Annotated in this window: 23 protein-coding genes; 11 read left to right on the top strand and 12 right to left on the bottom strand. The window is 42.2% G+C overall.

What is annotated here, in order from left to right; translation table 11 throughout:
• Positions 1-14: 14 nt before the first annotated feature.
• The 4 genes from PSYCG_RS04220 to PSYCG_RS04205 all read right to left on the bottom strand — a co-directional run bounded on the left by PSYCG_RS04220 (position 15) and on the right by PSYCG_RS04205 (position 3848).
• The gene (locus PSYCG_RS04220) at positions 15-1313 is read right to left on the bottom strand and encodes a ribonuclease D (RefSeq protein WP_020443083.1); all 1299 of its coding nucleotides are present in this window, start codon (positions 1311-1313) and stop codon (positions 15-17) included.
• A 148-nt stretch (positions 1314-1461) separates the two neighbouring features.
• A complete protein-coding gene (recR, locus tag PSYCG_RS04215) occupies positions 1462-2055 on the bottom strand; it encodes a recombination mediator RecR (protein WP_020443082.1) in 594 nt (197 codons plus the stop codon).
• 110 nt (positions 2056-2165) lie between these two features.
• Positions 2166-2495, bottom strand: a complete 330-nt coding sequence (locus PSYCG_RS04210) for a YbaB/EbfC family nucleoid-associated protein (RefSeq protein WP_011513146.1) — start codon at positions 2493-2495, stop codon at positions 2166-2168.
• Between the two features lie 84 nt (positions 2496-2579).
• Positions 2580-3848, bottom strand: coding sequence for an O-succinylhomoserine sulfhydrylase (locus PSYCG_RS04205; protein ID WP_020443081.1), 1269 nt, complete (start codon positions 3846-3848; stop codon positions 2580-2582).
• A gap of 424 nt (positions 3849-4272) precedes the next feature.
• On the opposite strand from PSYCG_RS04205, the gene PSYCG_RS04200 reads away from it, so the two are divergent.
• The 4 genes from PSYCG_RS04200 to dusA all read left to right on the top strand — a co-directional run bounded on the left by PSYCG_RS04200 (position 4273) and on the right by dusA (position 8613).
• A complete protein-coding gene (locus tag PSYCG_RS04200; RefSeq protein ID WP_020443080.1) occupies positions 4273-5973 on the top strand; it encodes a phospholipase D family protein in 1701 nt (566 codons plus the stop codon).
• Positions 5974-6167: 194 nt separating this feature from the next.
• Positions 6168-6656, top strand: a complete 489-nt coding sequence (locus PSYCG_RS13530; protein WP_227500759.1) for an MFS transporter — start codon at positions 6168-6170, stop codon at positions 6654-6656.
• Between the two features lie 7 nt (positions 6657-6663).
• Complete coding sequence (locus PSYCG_RS13525) at positions 6664-7470, top strand: MFS transporter (protein ID WP_227500758.1); 807 nt, start codon at positions 6664-6666, stop codon at positions 7468-7470.
• A gap of 150 nt (positions 7471-7620) precedes the next feature.
• The gene (dusA, locus tag PSYCG_RS04190) at positions 7621-8613 is read left to right on the top strand and encodes a tRNA dihydrouridine(20/20a) synthase DusA (protein ID WP_020443079.1); all 993 of its coding nucleotides are present in this window, start codon (positions 7621-7623) and stop codon (positions 8611-8613) included.
• 75 nt (positions 8614-8688) lie between these two features.
• Here dusA and PSYCG_RS04185 read toward each other — a convergent pair whose 3' ends face one another.
• The 4 genes from PSYCG_RS04185 to PSYCG_RS04170 all read right to left on the bottom strand — a co-directional run bounded on the left by PSYCG_RS04185 (position 8689) and on the right by PSYCG_RS04170 (position 14966).
• Positions 8689-9474 carry a CPBP family intramembrane glutamic endopeptidase gene (locus tag PSYCG_RS04185; RefSeq protein WP_020443078.1) on the bottom strand — a complete coding sequence of 262 codons (786 nt, stop codon included), beginning with the start codon at positions 9472-9474 and terminating at the stop codon, positions 8689-8691.
• A gap of 111 nt (positions 9475-9585) precedes the next feature.
• A complete protein-coding gene (locus tag PSYCG_RS04180) occupies positions 9586-10476 on the bottom strand; it encodes an alpha/beta fold hydrolase (RefSeq protein ID WP_020443077.1) in 891 nt (296 codons plus the stop codon).
• A gap of 142 nt (positions 10477-10618) precedes the next feature.
• Positions 10619-11674, bottom strand: a complete 1056-nt coding sequence (sppA, locus tag PSYCG_RS04175; protein ID WP_020443076.1) for a signal peptide peptidase SppA — start codon at positions 11672-11674, stop codon at positions 10619-10621.
• Between the two features lie 253 nt (positions 11675-11927).
• Positions 11928-14966 carry a ComEC/Rec2 family competence protein gene (locus PSYCG_RS04170; protein ID WP_227500757.1) on the bottom strand — a complete coding sequence of 1013 codons (3039 nt, stop codon included), beginning with the start codon at positions 14964-14966 and terminating at the stop codon, positions 11928-11930.
• 326 nt (positions 14967-15292) lie between these two features.
• On the opposite strand from PSYCG_RS04170, the gene PSYCG_RS04165 reads away from it, so the two are divergent.
• Positions 15293-15823: a DUF2062 domain-containing protein gene (locus tag PSYCG_RS04165; RefSeq protein WP_020443074.1), complete on the top strand. Its 531-nt coding sequence runs from the start codon at positions 15293-15295 to the stop codon at positions 15821-15823.
• 9 nt (positions 15824-15832) lie between these two features.
• Here PSYCG_RS04165 and PSYCG_RS04160 read toward each other — a convergent pair whose 3' ends face one another.
• From PSYCG_RS04160 to PSYCG_RS04150, 3 genes are read right to left on the bottom strand one after another with little or no spacing between them, the layout of a single operon-like run.
• Positions 15833-16141 (bottom strand): hypothetical protein, encoded by a 309-nt coding sequence (locus tag PSYCG_RS04160; protein WP_020443073.1) that lies wholly within the window; start codon positions 16139-16141, stop codon positions 15833-15835.
• Positions 16142-16199: 58 nt separating this feature from the next.
• Positions 16200-16880, bottom strand: coding sequence for a lipoprotein-releasing ABC transporter ATP-binding protein LolD (lolD, locus tag PSYCG_RS04155; protein ID WP_011513135.1), 681 nt, complete (start codon positions 16878-16880; stop codon positions 16200-16202).
• A 44-nt stretch (positions 16881-16924) separates the two neighbouring features.
• Positions 16925-18160, bottom strand: coding sequence for a lipoprotein-releasing ABC transporter permease subunit (locus PSYCG_RS04150; RefSeq protein ID WP_011513134.1), 1236 nt, complete (start codon positions 18158-18160; stop codon positions 16925-16927).
• Positions 18161-18609: 449 nt separating this feature from the next.
• Here PSYCG_RS04150 and PSYCG_RS04140 point away from each other — a divergent pair, with 449 nt between their 5' ends.
• On the top strand, positions 18610-19578 hold the full coding sequence (locus tag PSYCG_RS04140; RefSeq protein ID WP_020443070.1) for a hypothetical protein: 969 nt from the start codon (positions 18610-18612) through the stop codon (positions 19576-19578).
• Positions 19579-19669: 91 nt separating this feature from the next.
• Here the strand turns inward: PSYCG_RS04140 and PSYCG_RS04135 are convergent, their stop codons facing one another.
• Entirely contained in the window at positions 19670-20059 is a 390-nt protein-coding gene (locus PSYCG_RS04135; RefSeq protein WP_011513132.1) for a hypothetical protein, read from the bottom strand.
• A gap of 872 nt (positions 20060-20931) precedes the next feature.
• On the opposite strand from PSYCG_RS04135, the gene ccoN reads away from it, so the two are divergent.
• The 5 genes from ccoN (at position 20932) to ccoG (ending at position 26238) form a co-directional block, all read left to right on the top strand.
• Positions 20932-22413 carry a cytochrome-c oxidase, cbb3-type subunit I gene (ccoN, locus tag PSYCG_RS04130; RefSeq protein ID WP_020443069.1) on the top strand — a complete coding sequence of 494 codons (1482 nt, stop codon included), beginning with the start codon at positions 20932-20934 and terminating at the stop codon, positions 22411-22413.
• A gap of 9 nt (positions 22414-22422) precedes the next feature.
• Positions 22423-23061, top strand: a complete 639-nt coding sequence (gene ccoO, locus PSYCG_RS04125) for a cytochrome-c oxidase, cbb3-type subunit II (RefSeq protein WP_011513130.1) — start codon at positions 22423-22425, stop codon at positions 23059-23061.
• On the top strand, positions 23061-23240 hold the full coding sequence (locus PSYCG_RS04120) for a CcoQ/FixQ family Cbb3-type cytochrome c oxidase assembly chaperone (RefSeq protein WP_011513129.1): 180 nt from the start codon (positions 23061-23063) through the stop codon (positions 23238-23240). Before ccoO ends, PSYCG_RS04120 begins: the two co-directional genes overlap by 1 nt.
• Complete coding sequence (gene ccoP, locus PSYCG_RS04115; protein WP_011513128.1) at positions 23240-24388, top strand: cytochrome-c oxidase, cbb3-type subunit III; 1149 nt, start codon at positions 23240-23242, stop codon at positions 24386-24388. The genes PSYCG_RS04120 and ccoP overlap by 1 nt, the downstream gene beginning before the upstream one ends.
• A 440-nt stretch (positions 24389-24828) precedes the next feature.
• Positions 24829-26238, top strand: coding sequence for a cytochrome c oxidase accessory protein CcoG (gene ccoG / locus PSYCG_RS04110; protein ID WP_020443068.1), 1410 nt, complete (start codon positions 24829-24831; stop codon positions 26236-26238).
• The last annotated feature ends 100 nt before the right edge of the window (positions 26239-26338 follow it).

The raw sequence follows: 26338 nt of genomic DNA, 5'->3' as shown, positions 1-26338 counted from the left end.
TCAGGCGTTAAATCCTATACATTGATACCCATGCCTTGCTGTAGCTCGGTTTTATGCGCTTCGATAACGGGAATAAAGGTGTGCATTACCCAATCATGACGCCAGCCTTTCAACCCTTGCGGCAACTCGCTGATATCTTTATCAAAAGCAATCACTTCATATAATTGCCCAAGCCATTTTTTACGCATTAAGACATTGGCAGGTACACCGGTAACTTTTGCTTGATCATCTATCGTTTTTTGTACCGCTTTTGAGAGTACTTTATTCTTTGAGCGATACGGCGGCAATAGAGAATCTGGATATTCTGCAGGATGCAGATTTTTTGCTTCTTTTATCACTTTGAGTAATTCTTCACCATACAGTCGCAACATACTGCGATGTATCGTTGTCTTATGCGCAAGCTCACGCATCGTGTTTGGTTTTTCAGTGATAATCTCACGCACCGCTTGTTTTTTTATGACAAAAGTACGGGGCTGATTGGTTGAGCGCGCCAGCTCTTCACGCCATGTGGCTACCGCCTGCAATATTGCCATTTGCTCAGAGGTATAGCGATAATCTGCCATGGTTAGATACATCTGCTCGTCTGCAACATTTTGAGCATCATATAAGTCGTTGGCGTAAAGCTGACAGTCTTCCCAGACATACTCATAGAGGCCTTGAGATTTTAGGGCGTATTCAAGACTCAAATATAATGCAGGTAAAAAGCGCACATCATCAATCGCATATTGCTCTTGCTCATCTGATAATGGACGCTGTAACCAATCTGACTGGCTTTGTTCCTTATCAATATGCATATCGAGCTGCTCATCAAGCGCCTGCTGATAACCCATCTGTAATTGACCTGTTAAGTAGGACAAGGCAATTTGCGTATCAAAAATATTGGTCAGCGGCGGGCAGCCGGACAATAGATAAAATATACCTAAATCTTCACCACAAGCATGCCAGATAGCCACATCAACTTTCATAAGTGCTTGCCATAGCTCACTCAGCTGTAACTGCGGCGCATCTAATAAATATACATGATTGCCAGTATTCAGCTGTATCAGTGCTAAGCGTGGATAATAGGTATCGCGCTTGATAAACTCGGTATCTAATGCCACACGCCCGCAAGTGGCCAATGCCTCAATCACTTCATCCAATTGGCTTTGCTTACGTACCCAAGTGACGGCAACCTCATCAGCAATATCTAATAATGCGTCAATATCCGGCTCTACTGGCAGGTCTACTAATTTGGCTGGATTGACTGAATGGTGTACTTCGTCAGCCGAAAATGTATTTTGAAGGTTTGATTCGGTTGGAGCAGTGTTAGACACGGGCAGATACCTGCATTGATAAGAGAGAATAAAACGCTAAAGCACGTCTTAATAAAACTAAAAGAGAAAGCGATAAAATAATATAAGCAATTATAACCACATCATTGAATAAAATGCGCAAGATTTTAATCTGATAAAGATAAGAAGGCTATAAAAAGGAGCGATTTTGCATCGCTTGTCCAAGGGTCATGCTGTCAAGATATTCAAGCTCGCCGCCCATAGGTACGCCTTGCGCCAGACGCGTAACTTTATTGACATGACGACTGACTGCCTCACTGATAAAGTGCGCGGTCGTTTGCCCTTCGACCGTCGTACCGGTCGCCAATATCAGCTCTTCAACAGGCTCTTGCTTGACGCGCCAGACCAGTTGCTCAATATTTAAATCATCAGCGCTAATGCCATCAATCGGTGATAAGTGACCACCTAAGACAAAGTAGCGCCCACGATAGCCTGCCGTCTGCTCTATCGCCATCACGTCAGCTGCAGTCTCAACCACGCATAGTAATGCATCATCACGCCTAGGATCTTGGCATAACGGGCAAACAGCCTCATCGCTAAAGCTATGGCAGCGCTGACACTCGACGATATCACGCATCGCCTCATCAAGCGCTTGAGCAAGTGCCATGCCTTGTGGGCGTTTTTTGGTGAGCAGATGCAGCGCCATACGTTGAGCGCTTTTTTGACCAACGCCCGGCAAGATACGCAACTGTTTGACCAGCTGATCAAATTTGGCTGTCAGCAAAGTGATGTCCTTTGTTTATAAATCATAGCTATGAAAATGGGGTCGTATCATGTCGATAACAACCCCATTTTCCTTTAATATGTCGCCTTTAGCGTTTAAGAACCAGCTACTTAGAACATACCTTGCATACCTGGTGGCAAGCCCATACCTGAGGTCGCGCCCGCCATGGTTTCTTCATATAGCGCATCTGCTTGGCGCACTGCATCATTGATAGCAGCAGCGATAAGATCTTCGATCATATCTGGCTCATCTTCTAATAAGCTCGGATCAATGGTCAAGCGCTTAACCACATGACGACCCGTCATGGTTACTTTTACCAGACCACTGCCCGCTTCTGCATGCACTTCTTTATTGCCAAGCTCTTTTTTAGCATTTTCGACGTTTGCTTCGACTTTCTTTTGCATGGTTTGTGCTTGTTGCATCAATGCTTGAATATTCATAGTTGCCTCTTGGTTTTTTAATAATAAATAATGGGGGTTTTGATAATAAAAAATAAAATACTAATAGCAATTATACCGTTATCTTTACAAACTGTCTAAACCACGCGCCAAATCTTTGATGATATCTTCCACATCTTCTAGACCGACCGACAGACGAATCAGACCGTCTTTTACGCCTGCTTCTGCGCGCTCTTGGGCGCTCAAACGAAAATGGGTCGTTGTTGCAGGATGGGTAATCGTGGTTTTGGCATCACCCAAATTATTGGTGATAGAGACCATTTGAGTTGAATCAATGACATGCCATGCGGCAGATTTTGAATCACGCGTCTCTGATGGCTGCACTTCAAAACCCATAATTGCCCCATATCCGTCTTTCATATGATGCTGACGTTTGGTCAACTCATGCGATGGATGGTCGCTCAAGCCTGAAAAGTGTACGGTGCTGACATTGGGATGATTAACCAAAAACTCTGCCACTTGATTGGCATTACTACAATGCGCTTGCATACGTAATTTAAGCGTTTCAAGTCCTTTGGTAAAGACCCAAGCATTAAACGGACTCATGCTGATGCCGCCTGAACGTATGACGGTAAACGCTTCTTGCATCAACTTATCGCTACCGACTAACGCGCCACCAAGTACTCGACCCTGACCGTCTAAGTATTTGGTTGCAGAATGAATCACCACATCGGCACCCAAATCAAGCGGACGTTGCAAAGCTGGGGTGGCAAAGCAATTGTCAACGACCAAGAGTATATCATTGGCTTTACATAGCTGGCTTAAAAAGCCAATATCACAAATCTGTGCCAATGGATTACTAGGGCTTTCGCAATAAATCACCTTGGTATTTGGTTGAACAGCATTTGCCCATGCGTCATTGTCGAAACAATCAACGTAACTGACTTCCACATCAAACTTTGCCATATAGTTATTAAACAAACCAATAGAGGAGCCAAATAGCTGATTAGCAGCAAGTAAATGGTCACCGGCTTTTAAGTACGCCAAGCACATGGTCAAAATCGCACCCATGCCAGAGGCTGTTGCGACTGCACGCTCACCGTTTTCAAGTGCTGCTAAACGGCGCTCAAAGGTACGTACGCTTGGATTGGTATGACGTGAGTAGACATTGCCCGTTTTAGTGCCATCAAAATGACCGGCAGCATCAGCTGCTGAGCTATATACATAGGAGCTGGTCGTAAAAATAGCTTCTGAATGTTCGCCCTCATCGGTACGATGCTGACCTGCACGTACTGCAATGGTTTGCATACCATAATCGAGTTCTAAATCCAGTGCATCATTGCACCAGTTTGCATCCAAGCCGTTTATATTGTCTTTATTTTGCGGTTGACTCATAAAGTTTCCATTGCCTTGATTGTTATTTACAATAGCGTTTATTTTTGATTATAAACATCACGCATTCGCGTTATCATATCATGATAAATTATTCCAAGCAGTAGCTTCAAAGCAGCAGTTTTCAGCACTGACTGTCTATTATTTTGCCTAACGTATCACTTATTAGAAATAAGAAGCAAAAATTGTGCTACCTAGATCCAATAAGAACAATATCTAATACAGGCAATATTTTATAAAAGTAACGTATTTATAATAGGCACAGATGCCGACACCTGATAAGCTTAGCGGCGATTTAAACTTTGCCTTAGGCGATATTATCATATGCCTTATAATCAGTGTTATTATCTGCAAAACCACCAAGAAATCCATACATATTTTTTGGCAACTTCTCCATTATATAAAGGCTCACTAAGGTAATTTATTTATGTCGATGTTCAGTATAGAACCCAGCAACTTATCGTTGAGCCTGACACTCGGTCTCACCTTAGGTCTTAGTGGATGCCAAAGCTTACCCAAGCAGCCGCACTTGCCTGAAAGCCAAGCACTATCTGCACGGGTCAATGCTTTATACCAATCGGACATCAGCAAACAAGCTGAAATAGAAAAAGACGCCCAAAAAGAGGGCGATCCTATAAATACTACGACTGTTAGCACAGACCTTGCTATCCCAAACACGGATAGTCTTGATTTGGTTGCTGCCATCAGTCAACAGAGTGAGATTCACCCTGATTTATCAGGCTATCATCCAATTGTGACGGGCGCCAATGCTTTTGCCTCACGCAGTATATTGACAGGTATGGCAACGCGCAATATCGATGCCCAGTACTATATCTGGCACGATGATCAAGCCGGTCAGCTGATGCTCAAAGACTTATGGGATGCGGCAGAGCGCGGCGTGATCGTACGTTTACTGCTCGATGATTTTAATAATAATGCTAAATTTGATCAGCATTTACTGCGTTTTGCCAGTCACCCTAATATTGCGGTGCGTATCATCAATCCACTTATGCATCGTAAATTTCAGACTTTAAATTTTGTCACCGGTCTGCCACGTATCAATAGACGCATGCACAATAAAAGCATGATTTTTGATAAGCAAATCACCATTATTGGTGGTCGTAATATCGGTGATGAATACCTAAGCAATGACAAAAGCAGTCAGTTCGCAGATTTGGATGTACTATTGATTGGTAAAGTGGTGGCAGATATTGATAATAGCTTTGCCAGCTACTGGTCAGCACCAATATCATTCGATATTCAAACCTTAGCGACCCTTGATAAAGGAGAGACGACTGACTTCGTACAAGGGCTCGATAAGTTAAAAGCCGATGAGAAAAGTAGTAGCAGTGGCAGTTTATCAGTGTATAAAGCAGCCATTGAAGACTCCTCTATCGATACGGATTTGATTAATAAGCGAGTGCCGTTTCGTTGGACGGACATGCAGTTCTTGAGTGATGACGTCGGCAAATTGACCAAAACCGTGCCAGCAGACACCAATTTGGTACATCAGCTACGCACTTTGCTTGGTAGTCCATCAAAGAAGCTGACTATTATCTCCTCCTACTTTGTACCGACCAAAGACGGTGTTAATACGTTGGTCTCATTAGCAGAATCTGGTATTGAAATCAAAATTCTCACCAATTCATTTGATGCAACCGACGTAACGGCGGTACATTCTGGCTATAGCCAATGGCGTCCTAGTTTACTGCGCGCGGGAGTCAAGATTTATGAGCTAAAATCAACCGCTTCTGAAGAAAAGCGTGAAAACAAACTTTGGAAAGCGCGTAGCCAATCTTCAACCAGTTTACATGCAAAAGCTTTCGCCGTTGATGACTATCAAGTGTTCATTGGCTCATATAATGTTGACCCGCGCTCGGCTAATATCAATACTGAGATGGGCGTGATTATCAATGATGATGAGCTTGCGACTCAGTTGCATGGTGCATTGAGCGATGACTTACTAAATCAAGCGTATGAAGTGAAGTTACTAGAAAACGGTGATTTACAATGGCATACCATGGAAAAAGATAAGAAAGTCATTTATGATTCAGAGCCGCGCGTCGATGTCAGTGACCATGTTTGGCTAACCATTATGTCATGGTTACCTATTGATTGGCTGTTATAGTTGGCTCAATATAAAAGAAACAGAAGTTGAATGCTTTTGGCTTAATTCTGTTTCATATAACCATATTTGACATAAACGTCTTTATTTTGACGATAAATCATTAGCAATGATGATTTATCGTTTTTTATTATAGGCAGTTATTTAGATAATGACTGCCTTAACGAATACTTTAATGTCTGGATGCGTGACCTAATATGCCTTCTCGTTCTCAATATGCACTTATGTCTTCTAAAGATAAAAATACGGTACTGTTTACTTGCTATAGCAGTGCAATAGCGTTTTTCGACTTTTTAATATACCTATATCTTGCAGATATGTTGGCAGCGACTTTATTTCCTGTTAGCTCAGATCCCAATCTTATGAAGATACAGGGGCTGTCATTATTTGCAATTGGTTATGTGGCACGCCCACTTGGCGGTGTTATCTTTGGACGTTATGGCGATATAAAAGGTCGTAAACCGTTATTACTAATCAGTATCTTGATTACGGCAGCAAGCTTATTGGCGATGGGATGTTTGCCTACTTATGCACAATGGGGTTTGGCAGCGCCTGCATTGTTTATCGTCTTGCGAATCATACATGGCATGGCCTATGGTCTTTATGTGCCACTCTCTTGGGTATTCGTTGCAGAGCACGTGCCGCGCCAATATCTGTCAGTAGGCTGTAGCTATGTAACTGCCTAGTTTTTTTGTGGGCGTTTTATTTTCTAATGGTTTTTTTCTTTGGTTAAGCAGTACGTTTACTACTGAGCAATTGGCAGATTATGGCTGGCGTTTGCCTTTCTTTATAGCGGCTACCCTGACGGTTTTACCGCTCCTTGCCTGGCGATGGATAGAAGAAACTCCGTTTTTCACTCAGATGAAAAAATCAAGACCTAGTGATTATGTTGCTAAGCCTTTTACGACCCTATTTAAGCATTGCAAGCATGCTATCTTTATAGGTCTGGTTCTCACTTTAATTGTCTCAAGCATCACCACAGTAGTGGTTATTTTATTGCCTGATTTGATTGAATTACGCTTTACGCTCGATACTGACTTGTTTGGATTCTCGCACAGTCTTGGCATCGTTTTTATGATTTTTGGCTGTATTTTTTATGGCATCATCTCTAACCATCAAAACTTTGGCAAAATTTTGGCAATAGGCTCTATTATCTTAATCGCTCAAATGCTTGCTTTCTTCTATCACTTAGAGGCAAGTGGCGACTATATCCTTATTATGTATGCACTTTTAGGCTTTTGTTCAGGTGTTATCGGCATGATACCTGCCATCTTGATTCAACTATTTCCTACCAATGTGCGACTCACCGGAATGGCTTTTTGCTACAATGTCACTTATGGTATCGTTGGGGTATTGGTGCCGTTTGGACTTGGCTATGCCACTTTATATGTGAGCTTTTCACCCGCACTCTATATCACTTTCATCGGTTTTATTGCCATCATCATGGGCATTTATTTTTATAATCTGCCTGAATTCAAAAAAATCGATCAGGTCATATAATATTATTTTATCCAAATAGGCTGATCTTTTATCAGCCTATTGATTATAGACTCACAAGCCATTGCAAGTGATACGTAAACTGACACATATAGCATTAGCATTTAGCATATACATCTTCAAAAATTTCTAAAAAATTAAGGCTTAACCACTATGGTTGATATGACCAACAAACGTCTTTCGGTCGCACCCATGATCGATTGGACAACGACAGATTATCGTTATTTTGCTCGGCTTTTTAATCCGCATGTTTATTTGTACACCGAGATGATCAGTACGGGCGCGCTGATACATGGCAATCGTGCACGGCATTTACGCTTTGATACTCTTGAACATCCGCTGGTATTGCAACTTGGCGGCGCAGATATCACTGAGATGACGCAGTGTGCAGAATTTGCTCAGCAGCATGGTTATGATGAGGTTAATATTAATGTGGGCTGCCCCTCTGATCGTGTACAGCACAATAAAATCGGTGCTTGCTTGATGGCAGAACCCAATACCGTTGCAGACTTGGTCAAGCATATGCAAGCGGCAGTCGATATTCCAGTCACGGTCAAGCATCGTATTGGCATTGATGACTTTGACAGTTATGAATTTATGGCGGATTTTGTACAAAAGGTAGCAGCAGGTGGTTGTACACGTTTTATCGTTCATGCGCGTACGGCATGGCTACAAGGCTTGAGCCCAAAGCAAAATCGTGAAATACCGCCACTGCGTTATGAAGATGTGTATCGTTTAAAGCAGGACTTTCCTACCCTTGATATTGAGATAAATGGTGGGATTGAGACCGTCGCTGATATTGAGGCGCATCTTGAGCATATCGATGGCGTTATGATTGGGCGCGCCTTTTATCACAACCCATATTTGTTAGCCGAAGCCAATAGCTTGTGGGACACCCCTGTCCCGAAGCGTTCAGATATACTAGCTCAGCTGTATCCTTATTTAGAAGAGCAAATAGCTAAAGGTGAAGCACTTCCAACGATGACTCGGCACTATTTAGGGTTATTCCAAGGATTAGTGGGTGCTCGAAAATGGCGTCAAGCATTGAGCGGTAAGCCTCACTTGACCATTGATGATATCAAGCACGCGGCGACTGAGGTATTAGCCCTTAATCCTGATGCCTTAATCCTGATGCCTGACGCCTGACGCCTGATAAAACCTACTATTAAATAACAATGCATACGGCGTGAGTATTAATTATCAAATATTCACTGTTATTCTTTATGCTACTTGCGCCAAATACTGCCACATAGCCGCACCGTTATTTATAATATGTAATAACATGGGCAATATCAGCGAGCCTGATTTGATACGCGCATAGCAAAATAGTAATGCTAACACCACGATGGTACTGATCTCGTAAATTCCATATTGTAAATGAATGACCGCAAATATCAAACTGGTCACCAGACTTGCTATGATTGCCCCGCGATATTCTGTATCAGGTGGCGAGATAAACTGCTCCGCAATCGCCGACCACAATATGCCGCGAAATATGAGCTCTTCATAAATGGGCGCGACGATAACCATCGCAAAAATAAGTAGCCATACTGAGCTGACAGATTGGTATAAAGGATCTACAAACGCCAGCGGTGATTTATCAAGCACATACGTCAATGCCTGACTGCCAATCATAAATATCAACAGCAGCCCTATCATGCCCATACCGACCGCCAATGAGAACGGTCTTAATGCCAAATACTGCTTTAAATTGCCGCGTCTCACGCGTATAACTAACGCGCTGGTTGCCATTAATAGCACGCAGCCTATCATGATAGAAATACTGACAACCGTTCCATCATTGCTGCCAAAAAAGAAAATATCGCCGACCGTTGCGCTTTTGGCAGTTGGTAATACCAGTTTGCCAGCGATGTAAATCCCGATCAATTGACTGATAAAGAAAAAAACCACCATGCCTATGATAAGCAATAAAGTGCCTAAGCGTGTGAATAAAGGCTGAGGATGTATGACAACTTTGTTATTTTCAGCGGCGCTCTTATTTGGCATTCGCATTGACATAATAGGTTTACTCGAAAAGATACTGAAGCATTACTTAAAAACTGCTCACAAAGACAATCAGTTTAGCGTAAGGAAATTGATTAAAAACAAAGTCTGTTGTTATTTGGCAGATAACTGTTTTTCAATCAATGCTAATACCTGCTCTGACACAGACTCTGGATGCTCAAGTGGAAACATATGACCGCCCGCATGAGTAATATAAGGAATACGTAAGCGCGACTTTATTTGTTGCGGGAATCGACGTTTTAAAAAGATACTGTCCTCACCAATAATCAAGGTAACTGGCACTTTAGGGGCTCGATTTGGGGTCAACCAATACCAAGAAGGGTTGGTACGAAAGACGGCGACTTCACTGGCTTTTGGAATCGCCAAGGTAACTTTACCATCGGCACGCTCATGCAGACCATGCTCAATATAACCTTGAAAACTGCGCTCAGTAAAATCTTTAAAAAATCCTTTATTGCGCAGTTTGTCATACGCATCTTCTCGGCTATCCCATACGTCACGGCGATGCTTAGACACGCCAGCTGGCGATAGCTTATCCATCAAACGATTATTCATCAATGGCAATCGATCTGCTGTCTTGGCAAGATGCCATAGCAAGCTAACTTTGCCATAAATCCATGGTGGATCCATCAGAACGGCTTGCGAAAAGTACTCAGGTGCACGGTACAACGCTTGCAAGGTACACATGGCACCAAGCGAATGCCCGACGGCTACGACTTGCTTAACGCCATGTTTTTTACAGGTATCTTTGACGCTATCGACAATCTGCTGCGTGAGACTTCGCCATTGGTTATCGACCGGATAATCAGGCGTATCGCCTAACATGGAGATATATTCAATAGTAAAAAATTCAGCCAATTTCTCAAAAAACGGCTCATAGACAGGACTTGGCATTCCATTGGCATGAGCAAAATGGATGACTGGTTTTTGGGTTATTTTCGATATCGGTAAGGACGCAAAAGACTGCAAATTGACTTCACTCATGACACATTCTCATTAATTGTTATAATGGTTTGTATTGTATTTATGGTTTTAAATGCTAGATAGCGACACATAAATAAGGCTGAGCGTAATCATACGCTCAGCCTTAACAATCATACACGGTAACGCTAAAAATTAAAGTCTATTAACGCATCTGCGCGTTGCCTTCTTCTGATGGCAAGAGATCAAGATTGATGCTTGAACCCACACCTGCGCCTAATTTAACGGCGAAGCGATCCATAAATAATTGGAACGGATCACTTGGCGTATAATTAACCACGTTATTTAATTTAAGCTGCTTCTCTAAACTTGAGATACTGCCTTTTTTGTCCGCCAAGCCAAGCTCGATAGATTGCTCACCTGTCCAAAACAGTCCCGAAAACAGCTTATTTTGTTCAGGATTTTTTAAACGATCGCCACGACCTTCTTTTACGGCATTAATAAAGTGCTTATGAGTATTGTCTAGCACTTTTTCAACATGCTTTTCTTCATAATCCGTTAGGGGACGTGACAGGCTCAAGATATCTTTATATTCACCTGCTGTAATGGTGCGATCTTCTACGCCGACCTTGTCCATCAAGCCTTTTACATTATAGCTTGGCATAATGACGCCGATCGAACCGACTAGGCTTGATGGGTTGACATAAATCTCATCAGCCGCTGATGCGATATAATACGCGCCAGAAGCCCCCATATCACCAATCACTGCATAAAGCTTTTTATCTGGATATTCTTTACGCAAATCCATCATAGTCTGCCAGATTTCATCTGACTGCACAGGCGAGCCACCCGGTGAGTTGATATCGAGCGCCACTGCCTTCGAGTTACTGTTTTTAAAGGCGCGTGTGAGCGCATCATTGACATCATAAGCGTTGGCCACATCACCACTGCTAATAGTTCCTTGAAGCTCAACCACTGCCAAATGCGGCTTACTGGTATCGATACCATCAAGACCAGTGGGTGCTTCAGTACTACAGCTACGCCCAATCGTCAAAAATATCAATAAAATATAGCCAAAGGTCAGTAGCTTAAAGAAAATACTCCAACGACGGGCACGGCGTTGCTCGACCACGCTTGCTAATAAAGTATTTTCAATCAGTCGCCATTCTTGCCCGCTCGGCTGGTTTGACTGCTGCATCGGTGCTGGCTGATTTGCCGAATTATCAGGACGTTTGTTAGGGTCTGGCGGCCAGTTGGGCATATAACTTCCTAAGTAGAAACAATGTAAAACGATAAAAGACAGATTATATAAACTTACGACAGAAAATTCGAAATTACTGTTTAAGTTTTCTGTATGAATAGGTGGTTAAGTATGGTGCCATTTTACTCGTGGTTCAATAGCATCTCTGTGAAATACGTGTATTTTATAAATGTGATATCACAAATAAAACACTAGGGCTAAACATTAGGGCGCATTAATAACATCCACAATACTATTAATACTGGAACAATTCTTAATCACCCTCTTTGAATAGCGCATCAGAAGATAAAGCAACTTCTAACGGTTTATTATCATAGGTTATTATCTCATCTATTTGTTGCTGGGTGATTACCTCATTCGGGATATGTGAGGTACTGTGACCTAACCATGTCGTATGATTCATGGCTATATTGCTATTGGTTAAATCAGTCGAGCATAGCAACGACCACATTTGCCAAGTTCTCTCATGCGTATCTGCATTCAAAATTAGCCGCGATTGCCACATATTTGCTTGGTCAATCGGTTGTTGGCTTTTTGACATGAGTGTTTGCGAGTTAGCAGGTAATGACTTGAGAGGATCGTTTGCTTGATACTTGAGCACTCGTATGGGCGTGCTACTATCAATAGCCATAGTACAATCCCAAACACTGGCATCATCTATCTTGCTCCAGCCTGTGATTGCTTGCAAGGTTAAGTTACCATCTGGCAGCTGCCATATTTTACCGGATTCGCAACGTTGGGCGCTGATAGTTGCCGTCTTTTGAGAATCCGTAGTAACTTTATAAGCTTGATGCAGCGCAGACCAACGCTCACTACGTCCTGCTTGCCAGTATTGGCTCACAGGCAATCTCTGACTGAGCTGAGCGACTATCATGGGTAAGAGCTCTGAATCATTAGGACTCACTGCGCTGCTCTTTTTATCGTAAACGCGTGAATCAGTCACGCCACTACTACTGCTTTGTACGACGATGCCCTCTAGCTTATTGACAGATAAGCTGCCCAATTGCTGCGCTAACATGGCAGAGAATTTATCTGCCGTCAGATTGCTGGGCATGGTCTTAATTTTAGTGTTACTGGGTCTATGATCTGCCAAAAACAGCCAGCTGGTATTTTTGGCATCTTTATCATTGACGATAGGATATTGTAATAAAGTGGCACTTATATAATGATCACCCGTTGGCAATATATATAGAGTGGGTGTCATAGTCAGTAACTGCTGATTGGCATATACCGTCATTACCAAAAGACTGAGCGGTGGCAATACTAGCCAACGACTGATCAGACCGCTAGGTAGCAACCAAGGTAACAGGGTTAATAATGCCATGAGCAAAATAGCGGCATTGACGGGCGTATAAAGCCACGCATCTGATAGCACAGGCATTGATGTTAGCCATGCTATTAGCTCATGCAGGTTACTTACAATTGCGGTGACTAACATCCAAATAATATCGGCTACAGACGGCAATATAAGATAGCAAAGCCCAGCCAATAAATTCAGCGGTACGATAATCCAACCAAATAAGCCAATAGCAAAGAGATTTACGATTAACCCCCATAATGAGGCTTTGCCAAAGAGTAACAACGTTACAGGTAATAGAGCGAGGAACAGCCAACACTGTAACTTAAATAAGCGCTTAAAACTTAGCCATAAACGTCTGAGTAATTTGTCATAGGAAGTAAAGGGTTGGTTTGATGTTAATGGCTGATTTTGTGAGGTATCTTCATATTTAAGCAATAATGCCACGGCAATAAAAGACAGCCAATAACCTGCTTGCCATAATACATAAGGGTCATGCCATGCCATCAGTACTGCCAAGGCAAATAATACGCGCATGGTACTGACAGGTAATAAAGTTAGTCTTGTCAGACCAATTGCCAGTAGCATCCATGCGGTACGTGCAGCGGGCACATCAAACCCTGTAAACAATGCATAAATAAATGCGGCGCTAATCATCACCCACCAACGTACGTGCCAGCGCGGAATATAGCGATATAAAGCGGTATACATACGATTAGCTAGTAGAATAACTATACCAGCCAGCACAATCGCTAAAAACAAAACATGCGTACCCGATATTGCTAATAAGTGTAAAATGCCAGCCAACTGATATAGATCTTTGGTCTCACGATTAATTAAACTGCGATCACCGGTCAGCAAGCTTAATGTGACCGCTTTTGCTTGTTGCTCTGCAGCAGTATTTGTAGCCCAATCTTTATAAAAGTGCTGGCGTAATTGCCAACGCCCTTGGTCAATAGCAGTACGCAACCGTGTTAAATAAGAATCAGAAGAGAGTAAATGCGAATTTGAATGTATCTGTGGGTGACTGGATGGCAAAATCGAGCTACTAATCGAGCTACTAATCGAGCTACTAATCGAGCTACTAATCGAGCTACTACTAGTAGCCAGTATATTGGCAACGCCGTCAATATGCCGACTACGTAGCCAGCGATAACTATCAAACCCTGACGGGTTATTTGATACTTGCTCAGAAGTAGCAAGCGGTGCCAGCGTCAAGGTCATAAACAATCTATCACCCGGCTGCAAATGATTTAAGTCAGCAATCTGACTTTGTTTTTCTGTTTTTTTAGATTTTTTAGATTTTTTCTGAGAGTTAGTCTTAGATGACTGTTTGGCTGGCTTTTTTGGATAAGCATTGAGTAGGACGCGGTATATCTTATCTTGAACAGCATTTTCAGCAAGTGTGTTTTGATGTGAAGATATGGCATTTGAAGATTCATACTTGATATCATCGCCACTTAGGCTATTATTTAGCCCTGCTCCGTATTCTGCTGTCACTTTATCCAAGTCTTGCGCTGTCAGCTCAGAAACCAATGGCAATATTTGACTGATGATCGCAACTTGCCGATAGCCGGTATCGGTACCAGCATCATACACACTATCGCTTATTCCCTCTATATGAACCAAAGCCTGCACACGCATAGGCTCAGTAATTTTTTGATCGTCTGCTTGTTGGTGACTTACTAGCGCATGTAAACCACTACCAATAACCAAAGTGCTTGCCAGTATAGCGATTGATATAAAATAGAGAATACGAGAAGCAAACCTAGAGTGATGTGGCGTACTTTTTATGGAATTGGTAGGATAAGCTGATGGGATAGTAAACTGGCTGATCAAAATTAAAATAAAGGTAAGAAGTACGAATGAAATAGTCAGAACAGGAGTGCTGGCGCTATCCATAAACAGCGGCATTATTGGTATAGGCGTGTTATCAGCAACCGCCAAAACACCCATCATAGCAAGGATGATAAAGCTACCTATTAACCAATACACCAGTGCTCCTTGCGTGATATTTGAAATAATATATAGCATCCACTAAAAAACTGTAATGCGCTTGCTATATTACCTTGGCGCTAAATACCACTACATCAAGCCATGGTATTGATCCGGATATTATCCTATACTAATTGCACACACTAGGATGGTGATTGTCTAACGTTCTCTTTACGTTTTTCTGATAGAATTCTTATCTATACTTTTATCAATAACATGACTGCCTATCTGCCTATTATTATGATTGAGCGGGCTGCAGACAATGAGTAAAGGCAAATCTGTGACCAAAAAAACGTTTAAAAGACTTATTACCTACCCCTGAGAAAGTGTTAGAAAGTCGCACATTAAAACTGTTTGCGCCGCAACTTTCTGACCCACGATTGTGGCATTTTAATCGCCATAGCTTAAATAAAGCCGTCTATATCGGTGTGCTAAGTGCCTTTTTTCCATTGCCAGGACAGATGTTATTGGCATTGATTGGTGCTCTTATTTTCCGTGCCAATGTCCCTATGGCACTGGGCTTAACATGGATTACCAATCCACTCACCACCTTACCGGTATTTTACGCTGGATACTATATCGGTGCCGAAATACTCGATCTGCCAATGATTAGCTTGCGCACGATTGGCAGGATGATCTCTGACTTAAGTTTATGGATTATATCGGACGGCGCCAACCCCTTTATTACTTATAAAGGAACTGTTTCCTTAACTGCATTTTGCTTAGGTCTGACTATCTTAGCCATTATTACAAGCATCGTCTGCGGCTTAGCGTTTAAAGCCATTTGGCGCTATAAGACTGTCACGAGTTGGCAAAAAAGGCAGCTTAGCTCTTTAGATAAGCCGCCCGAACTTTAATAAATGCTATCAATCCTCATCTCTATTTGCTTCAATAGCATTAAGGATGTTGTCAGTGAGCTTATTATCCATCACAAAAACTTCAACCACTTCTTCGTTTTTGAGCAATACATAACGCTTACCTGTCGCACTGTCTTGAACCTTTAAATCAAAATCAACACCTGCCAAAGTAATACGATCGAAAACGGGCGTCAATAAATCTATTTGACCTTGTTTATCGAGCGTATCAAATAACGCGGTATCCATATAAAGTTTTAGTGGCTCATCGCCTTCTTCAATACTACCAAAAGCAGCAATCGGGTCGTCATCTTTATCCATTATATTTATCCTTACTCAATCAATAGACTGCTATCTTGCAGTCCTTTCCTATTATATTTTAATAATTTTCCCAATGACCATTACGTAAAAGCAGCTGACGATCAGCAAGCGCCGCTAGATTTCGATCATGAGTGACCATCAATAGTGCCGTTTGCATCGTACTTTGCAGCTCTGATAATAATCCAAAAACACTTTGTGCGTTATCATAATCTAGGTTACCTGTTGGCTCATCTGCCAAGATAAGCGACGGTTTGGTGACTAAAGCACGCGCAATCGCCACGCGCTGACGCTCACCGCCCGACAACTCACCAGGTCTATGTGCCAAACGATGCTCAAGACCAACACTGTTTAAAATATCGATGGCTTGCTGACGCGCTTCAGCCGTCGATACTTCTGGGCGCATTAGTAGCGGCATGGCAACGTTTTCAATGGCAGTAAATTCAGCCAATAGATGATGAAACTGATAAATAAATCCCAAATGCTTATTACGCATCGCACCGCGTTCGGTCTCATTCATACTGTTTAATAACTGACCATGCAACCAAACCTCACCGCTGGTTGGCGTATCAAGCCCACCAAGTAGATGGAGCAAAGTACTCTTTCCTGAGCCACTGGTACCAACGATAGCGATACGCTCACCAGCGGTGACAGTCAAATCCAAACCGGTCAAGACTTGGGTGCTCACGGCACCTTCATCGTATATCTTATTAATATTGGTCGCTTTTAAGATAGCAGACATAATGCTTCCTTTATTTTATTTATAACGGCATTAACGCCTGTAAATTACTCGTAACGCAGCGTTTGTGCAGGCTGAATTTTAGCCGCTCGGCGTGCTGGATAAATGGTCGCCAAAAAGCTCAATATAAATGACGCACTGGTAATCAATACCACATCCGCCAAACGCAGCTGCGATGGTAGATAGTTCACAAAATAGGCATCAAATAAATTTAGACCAAAGCTATTATTAATAAAGCCCAAAATATCACTGACCGTTAATGCAAATATCACGCCCAATATCGTACCTGCAATGGTACCAATAAAACCAATCACCACACCTTGTACCATAAAGACTTGGGTAATCAGACGCGGTGAGGCGCCAAAAGTTTTTAAGATAGCAATGTCAGCCTTTTTATCTGTGACTAGCATCACTAAACTTGAAACAATATTAAAAGCTGCCACGAGGATGATTAAGAACAGTAGCAAGCCAACCATGGCTTTTTCCATTTGGATAGCACCAAATAGATTGCCATGCGTCTGGGTCCAATCACTAGGATATAATTGCTCTGGCGCAATCGCAGCCGCTTTTTGTGCTGCCATTGGCGCTGTAAAGATATCATGAAGCTTCATACGGATACCTTGGGCGCCCTCTGGTAAACGCAGTAATTTTGCCGCATCGCCCATTGGAATAAATGCCATGAGACTGTCCACTTCTGGACTGATAGAAAATATACCAGTCAAGGTAAAGCGCTTAAAGCGTGGTATCACGCCAGCAGGTGACGGCGATGCTTCTGGCAGTACGAGAGTGACTTTGTCACCCAATTGCAACCCTAGTGATTGCACCATACCTTCACCAAGCACAATACCGAACTCGCCATTTTTTAGCGTATCAATATTGCCTTCTACCATATGCTCATTGATGATAGAAACGTTTTTCTCATACTCAGGATCAACACCTGTCACCATGATGCCAGCTACCTGACCATTCGAGGTCAACATACCTTGCAACTGGATAAAAGGCGCAACTGCAACCACTTCTGGATCTTCTTTAATCTTGTCCGCGACTTGTTTCCAATCACCGATAATCTCAGTTGATGTGACAGTCGCTTGCGGTACCATACCCAAAATACGCGTTTTTAGCTCACGATCGAAGCCATTCATGACCGACAGTACGGTAATCAATACCGCCACGCCAAGCGTCAGACCAATCATTGAAATCAGTGATATAAAAGAGATAAAACCATTACTACGTTCTGCTCGGGTGTACCGTAAGCCGATAAATAACGCTAAAGGACGAAACATATTCAAACTCTTTATCTTATCTACGTGCGACTTTATGTAGGTTACAAAACAAATAGCGGCAATTGCATCATACTTTTGCAGCTGCCACAAAAACATATCAATCGAACACAAAAACAGGGTGTAAGACAAGCCAAATGTGGCTGTCAAAAGGGAGCTAGTTTGACACAATTTGGCTAACAGGTGCCAGTCATTACCGAAAACTGTCCAGATTTTATAATAAAAAATGCGGTTTTATGATTATTTTTTATAACAGACTTGCTATTCTCTGTGTCTATACCTATATATTGTATGCTAAAGACAATTGTCATTAACCCCTCATTGTTGTTTGTTGCCTCTTTACTGACGGCATTGCTGACCATCATAAACCCCTCTTTTTAAGTGGCACATGGTACTCAGCGATCACAGTTTCAGACCCAAACCTCATGGCTGACTTAAGTTTGAGTATTTTCATGACCATTAATTATCAATATAAAAACATCCAATCTCCTACCAAAATCACCTTAACTGATGAGCAATCAGCTGGTCACGGTGACCATTGGCGTATTCTGACTGATGACATGAGTCATGATGTACCTGAATGGTTACAACAGATGATTGAAAAAGCAGCGATGCCTAAAGGCCTTAATACCGATGTCAGTGCCAAAGACAGCTGTTTATTGCTATCTGAGAACCAACCTTGTCATATCAATCAAGTACTGGCAATGAAGAATGGCAAGCCTGAATGCTTTATCAATGCCTATCCTTGTGTCGACAGCCCATATGGATTGAGCTGTAAAATCGAGCGTATGATTGTCAATGACAATTCACACGATGCCGTATTACGCTTACGTACCACTGATGGCAGCATCATCTATGCTTTTGATCAGCTATATACTGCGAATCGCCATCTGTATCAACGTGATACCACCTATTTTGTGAATTTTAGCGCCTGGGCACATGAGATCAAAATCAGTGAACAAAATGAAGTCATCAAAGTAGAAGACCAAGAAGCGATACGCTATCACCGCGCTTTTAATGATATCGTTGCGGCAAACGATGGAAAGATGCCGGATGACCTACAAGAACAAATCAAAGCATGGCAACCAGAAACCAAAGAACAAATGGCGCCGGTTGAGATCAATCTGGGTCATATGTGTGCTTATTTGTTTGGCGATACGTTAGGTCAAGAAGATGAAGCGTGGTGTCAAGGTCAAGTACTTGGCAAGCAAGAAACCCTATTTAATGGTAAAACGATTATTCTGTTTGATGTGGTGGTACTGCGCGAACAAGATGCTGATCCGTTTGTGATGCGTATTGGTGCGCTAAAAACACCTGATACTGCCTCTATTAACGTTCATGATTACGTACAAGCAAACGTATGGCTACAAGCGGCTATTTATAAAGAAAATCAGCAAGTAGCACAATCGAAAGCCAGCTAGTCAGATTTAGATTATTTTAGACAAATAAAAAGCCCCTAATTGATTTTAGGGGCTTTTTATTTGTCTAAATACGATTAAATTAATAATAACTCTAAGCCATTGTAGTCATTGACTTAATATTGCTATAAAGCGCTTTTTGCTCAGCACTTGGACGAGCCGTCTGTACTGCCATCAACTGTGACATATCGCCTTCGACACGAATTTTGCCACCCATAAAGGCGCCCATGATTTCATTGGTATCGAAATCAGTGATGATGGATTGTAGGATACTACGATCAAGCAATAACGTGGTGGTCGCTCCATCGTTTAAGCCGCGATGTAATAGACCATTTGCAAAGTTGGCTTCGATGTCTTGATCGCTATCAGATACTTTTAGATTGACGATCATATTCGCAAGTGCGGGCGGCAAATTAAGCTCACCTGCTTCTTGACCCATTTGCTCAACTTGCTCAAACCATTCATCTGTCAAAAAAACTGCCATATTATTATCCTTAATACCTATTGTTGTTAATCGGTGCTAGGTCAGCACCTTTCGTGCTCCAACCAAACAGCCAGTTAAATGCCAAAAAACTTACTACTACAAGGTGACTATTTTATATAATAGACACTTTATTATGGATGCTGCTCAGTGGCATTATAAGATGCGACTTTACAATAAGTAAAACTTATTTGTAGAACAAATAATAAAATTGTTACAAAACCTTGTTCATAGTTGGTCCATACAAACTTGTGAATACAATCTTTTTTCATCTATAGAATAGTCATGAAATTGGGTATAAAATAAGTGGATAGCGTAGCAGTGATAAGTTGCTTGCTAAGATTTTACTAAAGAGTTTGTATTTTGGCGCATAGTTCTGATGATATTTGATTAGGTTTGCGTTACAATACCCTTAAACAGAGTCGGGAGTTTTAACTAAACATTACGTAAATATGTTTTTTTGTCAGCTATCGCTAGCATACATTGACGGTCGATACCTTCTTATCACCGGTTGAACATCAGTATCTATCTTGGTTTGTACGGCTTTTGGCGGTGACAATTAAGATAAATACTCAGCCTCAATAGATGTTTGATGCTCGAGAACGGCACATTTTCTTATTAAACCTGACAACATATTAACAATCCTACTATCAATCAGCTTCGCGGGCAGTCCGCTTTAGTACTGCTCTCTACCCATCAGCAATCACTGATATCTAGACCATGCTTAGCTTGATAGTTAATACCGTCAGCCTGATAAGACGAGTGAAAACAGCCTTTACCAAAGCCATTGTTTGGTTATGATCTTTATCATGATCTAGATGACATGGCATGTTAGTTAATTCTGTTGATAATTCGGGCTGTAAAGGAATCATCCAATGAGTTTACAAAACACAGCACTCGCCCCCATTGACCGTGAATATGAAATTACTATCGTAAGATTCTTTACGGTTATGGCCGTGGTATGGGGCATCGTCGGCATGAGTATTGGTGTGTTCATTGCTTCTCAGTTAGCATGGCCAGCACTCAATTTTGACATTCCATGGCTGACTTTTAGTCGTTTAAGACCACTGCACACCAATGCGGTTATTTTTGCGTTCGGTGGCTCAGCCTTGTTCGCAACGTCTTATTACATCGTTCAGCGTACTTGTAAGACAAGATTATTTGCGCCTTACTTAGCTTGGTTTACCTTTTGGGGTTGGCAGACGGTTATCGTATCGGCTGTTATCACCTTACCATTAGGTTTAACCTCGGCTAAAGAATACGCTGAGCTTGAATGGCCGATTGACATCCTTATCGCATTGGTATGGATATCTTATGCTATTGTCTTCTTCGGTACACTGATTAAGCGTAAAACCTCACATATCTATGTGGCTAACTGGTTCTTTGCTGCCTTTATTATTACGATTGCGCTACTGCATATTGTAAACAGCATGGCGATTCCTGTTAGTGCGTTTAAGTCTTACTCGCTGTTTGGCGGTGCAACCGATGCCATGGTGCAGTGGTGGTACGGGCATAATGCGGTAGGCTTCTATCTGACGGCTGCTTTCTTAGGCATGATGTATTATTTCGTACCAGTACAGATTGGTCGCCCTATTTATTCTTACCGTTTGTCTATCGTTCACTTTTGGGCATTGATTGCTTCATATATGTGGGCTGGTGGTCACCATTTGCATTATTCAGCGCTTCCAGATTGGACGCAGTCTCTAGCAATGGTATTCTCAATCATTCTATTTGCTCCATCTTGGGGTGGTATGATTAACGGTGTACTAACGCTCTCAGGTAGTTGGGATAAGCTGCGTACCGATCCGATCATTCGCTTTATGATTGTCGCTTTGTCATTCTATGCCATGTCGACGTTTGAAGGTCCAATGATGTCGATTAAGACAGTCAATGCGTTATCGCATAATACGGATTGGACGATCGGTCACGTACACTCAGGTGCGCTTGGCTGGGTTGGTATGATTACCATTGGTTCGTTATATGTACTGTTACCACGTATTTATAACAAGCCTAAAATGTATTCTATCAGCTTGATCACAACGCATTTCTGGCTAGCAACAGCAGGTACCATCTTCTATATCGTCTCTATGTGGATTTCAGGTATTGGCCAAGGCATGATGTGGCTTGCGACCAACCCTGATGGTACTTTGGTATACAGCTTTGTTGATACCGTTGAGTTCTCGCATTTCCCATATATTGGTCGTGCGTTTGGTGGTCTTCTGTATGTATCTGGTATGTTTGTGATGGCATATAATGTCTATAGAACAATCAAGATGCCAGAAGGTAAGCCAGTAGACATTGCTGATCCGACTGATCATGAACCTAGTGTCGATCAAATCTCGACAGCTAAAGTATAAGGAGCGATCATGGCTGGTACACCGCATGAAATTATTGAAAAAAATACAGGCTTGTTGGTCATCGGTATCGTTATCGCTATTAGCTTTGCAACGCTCGTTGAGATTGTACCGCTGATATACGATTATAGAGGTGCTGAAGAAGGTGGTGTGAACACTCCTCTCCCTTCTATGGAGCCTTGGACTGCGCTTGAATTTGAAGGTCGTGACATCTACATTCGTGAAGGTTGTCATGTCTGCCATACCCAAATGGTACGTCCATTACGTGCTGAAGTTGAGCGTTATGGACCATACTCACGTGCTGCCGAATCAACGTGGGATCACCCTTTTCTTTGGGGCTCAAAACGTACTGGTCCCGATTTAGCACGTGTGGGCGGCCGTTATTCTGAAGATTGGCAAAGACAACATCTGATTGACCCACGTTCATTAGTGCCTGAATCAGTCATGCCCGGTTTCCCATGGCTTGCGACCAATGAAGTGAATGGTTCTAATGTTCAAGCCAAAATGCGTCTCTTCCGTGATCGCTTCGGTGTGCCTTATACTGAAGAAGATATTGAAGGCGCTCCAGATGCTGTGCTTGGTGCTACTGAGCTTGATGCTTTGGTTGCCTACCTTCAGCAGTTAGGTACCGCAATGGAAGGACAGCGCTAATGGGTATTGGTGAATTACAAACAATTGCGACCGTTTCTGCCTTTATTGCCTTCGTAGGTGTTGCATGGTGGGCGTATTCGCCAAAAAACAAAAAACGCTTCGAAGAAGATGCACAACTTGCGCTTGATGACGAGGATATCAAATCTCTGTCTGACGAGCAGCGCGATAAGGATAAATGATGACATTCTTTTGGAGTTCTTGGATAACTATACTAAGTATCATGTGCTGGGCGTTCATCCTCGGTATTCTACTAATGGTCTTAAAATTCAAACCAGAAGTAGAAGACGACGGTACCACAGGGCATGAATACGACGGTATTCGAGAATATGATAAAGCGCTGCCTAAATGGTGGCTAGTGATATTTTTTGGATCAATCATTTGGGGTGTTGCTTACTGGGTGTTCTTTCCAGGTATTTTCCCCTCAAAATGGGAAGGCATCACAACCGTAGAAGTCGATGGCAAAACTTTGCCATGGACCTCTAAAAACGAGCTTTACAGTGAGCTTGAGAGTAACAACAAAGTATTTACGGATAACTTTGAGAAAAACATTTTGGCAAAAGCAGATGCCAGCGGTGCTACTAAGACCCTAGCCAGCTTGTCTGAGATGCAAGCGACTATGCGTCGTAGTGAAAAGCCGCCTGCAGATCTGCAAGCTCAAATTGATGAGAAAATTGCAGAACTGTCACCTTATGTAGAAAAGCTATCTGAAAACCCGAATGCGTTAAAAGTCGGTAGTCGCTTGTTCTTACAGAACTGTGCGGTCTGTCATGGCTCAAACGCCAAAGGTGCTACAGGTTATCCAAATCTAACCGATAATGATTGGTTATATGGCGGCGAAGCGTCAAACATCTTAACGACGTTACATAATGGCCGCGTCGGCGGCATGGCTGCATGGCGTGATCAACTTGGTGAAGATGGTATTCGTGCTGTTTCTGAATATGTGTTGTCACTATCTGGTAACCAACCCGGTTACGAACTTGATAAAGCCCAAGTTGCTCAAGGTGAAGCCATCTTTAAAGAACCTACCAACTGTGTGCTTTGTCATGGTCCAGAGGGTAAAGGTATGATTTCAGCGGGTGCGCCAAACTTAACAGATAATATCTGGTTATATGGTGGCGATCGCGAGACTATTCGAGAAACATTACGTTATGGTCGTGCAGGTGTGATGCCTGAGTGGGAAACCAAGCTAGGTAATGAACGTATTATGTTGCTTGCGGCCTACGTATATTCATTATCAGATAGAACTGTTCAACCTGCTGCTAAGGCAACTTCTGTTGCTGCTGCAATGCCAAAACAAGTGGTAAGTACAGAGAAGACGGTTAACTAATACGGTTAATTTTAACTATAGTTACTTGGTTAGCAGCTATCTCATTGACGAGTAGATTTAGATAAAGGGAGGTCTGTCATTACAGTCCTCTCTTTTTTATTAAAAATATTTAAGCTTTGTCATCAATTATGGCTTTTAGCAGTACTACTATTTGTAGCGTAATAGCCCTCATATAGATATTGCTTTTTAACACTCTCACCCCATTTATAGTAGGGAGAATGTTAAAATAGTTAGACCATAAGACATTGGTGACAGAGCCATTTCAGCTTTTTTGCCAATTATTGATCATCCCTCATTTGGTAGACGAATTAAAGGCATTTTAATTTTTATCTCTCTACTTACTGACATTGATAACACCGCACATCCACCTATCTTATTTTTATAATAGATGTTTGTTACCCATGCCAGCAGACTGATTCTTTTTTTAAAGAGGCACGTTTATGTCAGCACCACAATCTAATAAAATCCCTGTACAGCAAGTAGATCTTGATGCTACCAAGCATCGTGTCCATCCACGATTTGTGACTGGTTTCTATCAAAACATTCGTGTTATTACGATGTATGCACTTTTAGCGGCGTTTTTGCTGTTGCCCTGGTTACGCTATAACGGACGACAAGCTATTTGGTTTGATGTGCCATCCCAGCATTATTATATTTTTGGCATGACATTTTTGACGCAGGATTTTTATTTTATTGCCGCCTTTGCTATCATTGCAGCCTTCGCCTTATTTATGGTAACAGTCTATGCAGGGCGAGTTTGGTGTGGCTATGCTTGTCCCCAGACCATTTGGACGCATTTATTTCAATATGTAGAAAAATGGGTGATTGGCGATCGTAATAAACGCATTAAGTTTGATAAAGAACCAATGAGCGCAACCAAGGTGTTTAAACGCTTCTTGATATATTTCATCTGGTTTGTGTTTTCCATGATTACCGCCACGACCTTTGTAAGTTATGTATCCGGTACAGATGCTCTATACAATAGCTGGCAGATGATTGGTTTTATCCCCTTCCCTGATTGGGCGACGTGGATTTGGGTATCAGTATTTATTTTTGCGTTTTCGACCTACGTCAATGCAGGTTATATGCGCGAGCAGATGTGTATCCAAATCTGCCCTTATGGTCGTTTTCAAAGTGTGATGTTTGATAAAGATACCTTGGTGGTTTCTTATGATTATGAGCGCGGCGAGCCTCGCGGTGCTCGCAAAAAAGGCACCAACCCTGATAATTTAGGCGACTGTATCGAGTGTCAGATGTGTGTACAGGTCTGCCCTACTGGGATTGATATTCGTGATGGATTACAAGTAGCTTGTATTCAGTGCGCCGCCTGTGTGGATGCTTGTAATGAGATAATGGATAAAGTGGGCTATCCACGCGGACTTATCCGTTATACCACAGAGCGTCAATTGGCTGAAAAAGAGAAGAGCCGTGTCTTTCGCCCTCGTTTCTTCGCTTACTTAGCACTTCTCACGATACTTTGTGGCGGTGTTTTATACGCTTTGAATGACCGTGTGCCATTAGAGATTGATATACGGCGTGACCGCAATCAGTTGTCTTCATTGAATCAGCAAGGCATGATTGAAAACAGTTATATCGTTAAGCTGACCAATAAAACCCAAGATGCCCATACTTATAAAATAACGCTCGCACCGCAAGAGGGTTTGAGCTTGGAGATTCGCTTTAACGATGTGCCGTTAGATGCCGGTGAAAGCTTTGATATGCCAGTTAGTATCTATGGCGACCCTGATATGATTGAATTTGGTCAAACACCCGTGACTTTGAATGTCAGTAGTGAAGACGGCAAATATCATGTTAGTAAGCAAAATGTTTTTACCACTCAAGGTCAGTAAATATTAACATTCATTGTTAAATGATACCTACCAGTGAGTTAGCGCTTGATAGCTCACTGGTGATTGAGTTACCTTACCTTGGCAGCTTTTGGCTGTCAGC

Origin of the sequence: Psychrobacter sp. G (assembly GCF_000418305.1) — a bacterium.
Taxonomy (GTDB): domain Bacteria; phylum Pseudomonadota; class Gammaproteobacteria; order Pseudomonadales; family Moraxellaceae; genus Psychrobacter; species Psychrobacter cryohalolentis.
This window is presented reverse-complemented; position numbering and strand designations above follow the sequence as displayed.

Bases quoted from the DNA above. Each gene is read 5' to 3' on its own strand.
- PSYCG_RS04210 (WP_011513146.1), bottom strand. From the start codon at position 2,495: ATGAATATTCAAGCATTGATGCAACAAGCACAAACCATGCAAAAGAAA.
- PSYCG_RS04205 (WP_020443081.1), bottom strand. From the start codon at position 3,848: ATGAGTCAACCGCAAAATAAAGACAATATAAACGGCTTGGATGCAAAC.
- PSYCG_RS04200 (WP_020443080.1), top strand. From the start codon at position 4,273: ATGTCGATGTTCAGTATAGAACCCAGCAACTTATCGTTGAGCCTGACA.
- PSYCG_RS13530 (WP_227500759.1), top strand. From the start codon at position 6,168: ATGCCTTCTCGTTCTCAATATGCACTTATGTCTTCTAAAGATAAAAAT.
- dusA (WP_020443079.1), top strand. From the start codon at position 7,621: ATGGTTGATATGACCAACAAACGTCTTTCGGTCGCACCCATGATCGAT.
- PSYCG_RS04185 (WP_020443078.1), bottom strand. From the start codon at position 9,474: ATGCCAAATAAGAGCGCCGCTGAAAATAACAAAGTTGTCATACATCCT.
- PSYCG_RS04180 (WP_020443077.1), bottom strand. From the start codon at position 10,476: ATGAGTGAAGTCAATTTGCAGTCTTTTGCGTCCTTACCGATATCGAAA.
- sppA (WP_020443076.1), bottom strand. From the start codon at position 11,674: ATGCCCAACTGGCCGCCAGACCCTAACAAACGTCCTGATAATTCGGCA.
- PSYCG_RS04160 (WP_020443073.1), bottom strand. From the start codon at position 16,141: ATGGATAAAGATGACGACCCGATTGCTGCTTTTGGTAGTATTGAAGAA.
- lolD (WP_011513135.1), bottom strand. From the start codon at position 16,880: ATGTCTGCTATCTTAAAAGCGACCAATATTAATAAGATATACGATGAA.
- PSYCG_RS04150 (WP_011513134.1), bottom strand. From the start codon at position 18,160: ATGTTTCGTCCTTTAGCGTTATTTATCGGCTTACGGTACACCCGAGCA.
- PSYCG_RS04140 (WP_020443070.1), top strand. From the start codon at position 18,610: ATGACCATTAATTATCAATATAAAAACATCCAATCTCCTACCAAAATC.
- PSYCG_RS04135 (WP_011513132.1), bottom strand. From the start codon at position 20,059: ATGGCAGTTTTTTTGACAGATGAATGGTTTGAGCAAGTTGAGCAAATG.
- ccoN (WP_020443069.1), top strand. From the start codon at position 20,932: ATGAGTTTACAAAACACAGCACTCGCCCCCATTGACCGTGAATATGAA.
- ccoO (WP_011513130.1), top strand. From the start codon at position 22,423: ATGGCTGGTACACCGCATGAAATTATTGAAAAAAATACAGGCTTGTTG.
- PSYCG_RS04120 (WP_011513129.1), top strand. From the start codon at position 23,061: ATGGGTATTGGTGAATTACAAACAATTGCGACCGTTTCTGCCTTTATT.
- ccoP (WP_011513128.1), top strand. From the start codon at position 23,240: ATGACATTCTTTTGGAGTTCTTGGATAACTATACTAAGTATCATGTGC.
- ccoG (WP_020443068.1), top strand. From the start codon at position 24,829: ATGTCAGCACCACAATCTAATAAAATCCCTGTACAGCAAGTAGATCTT.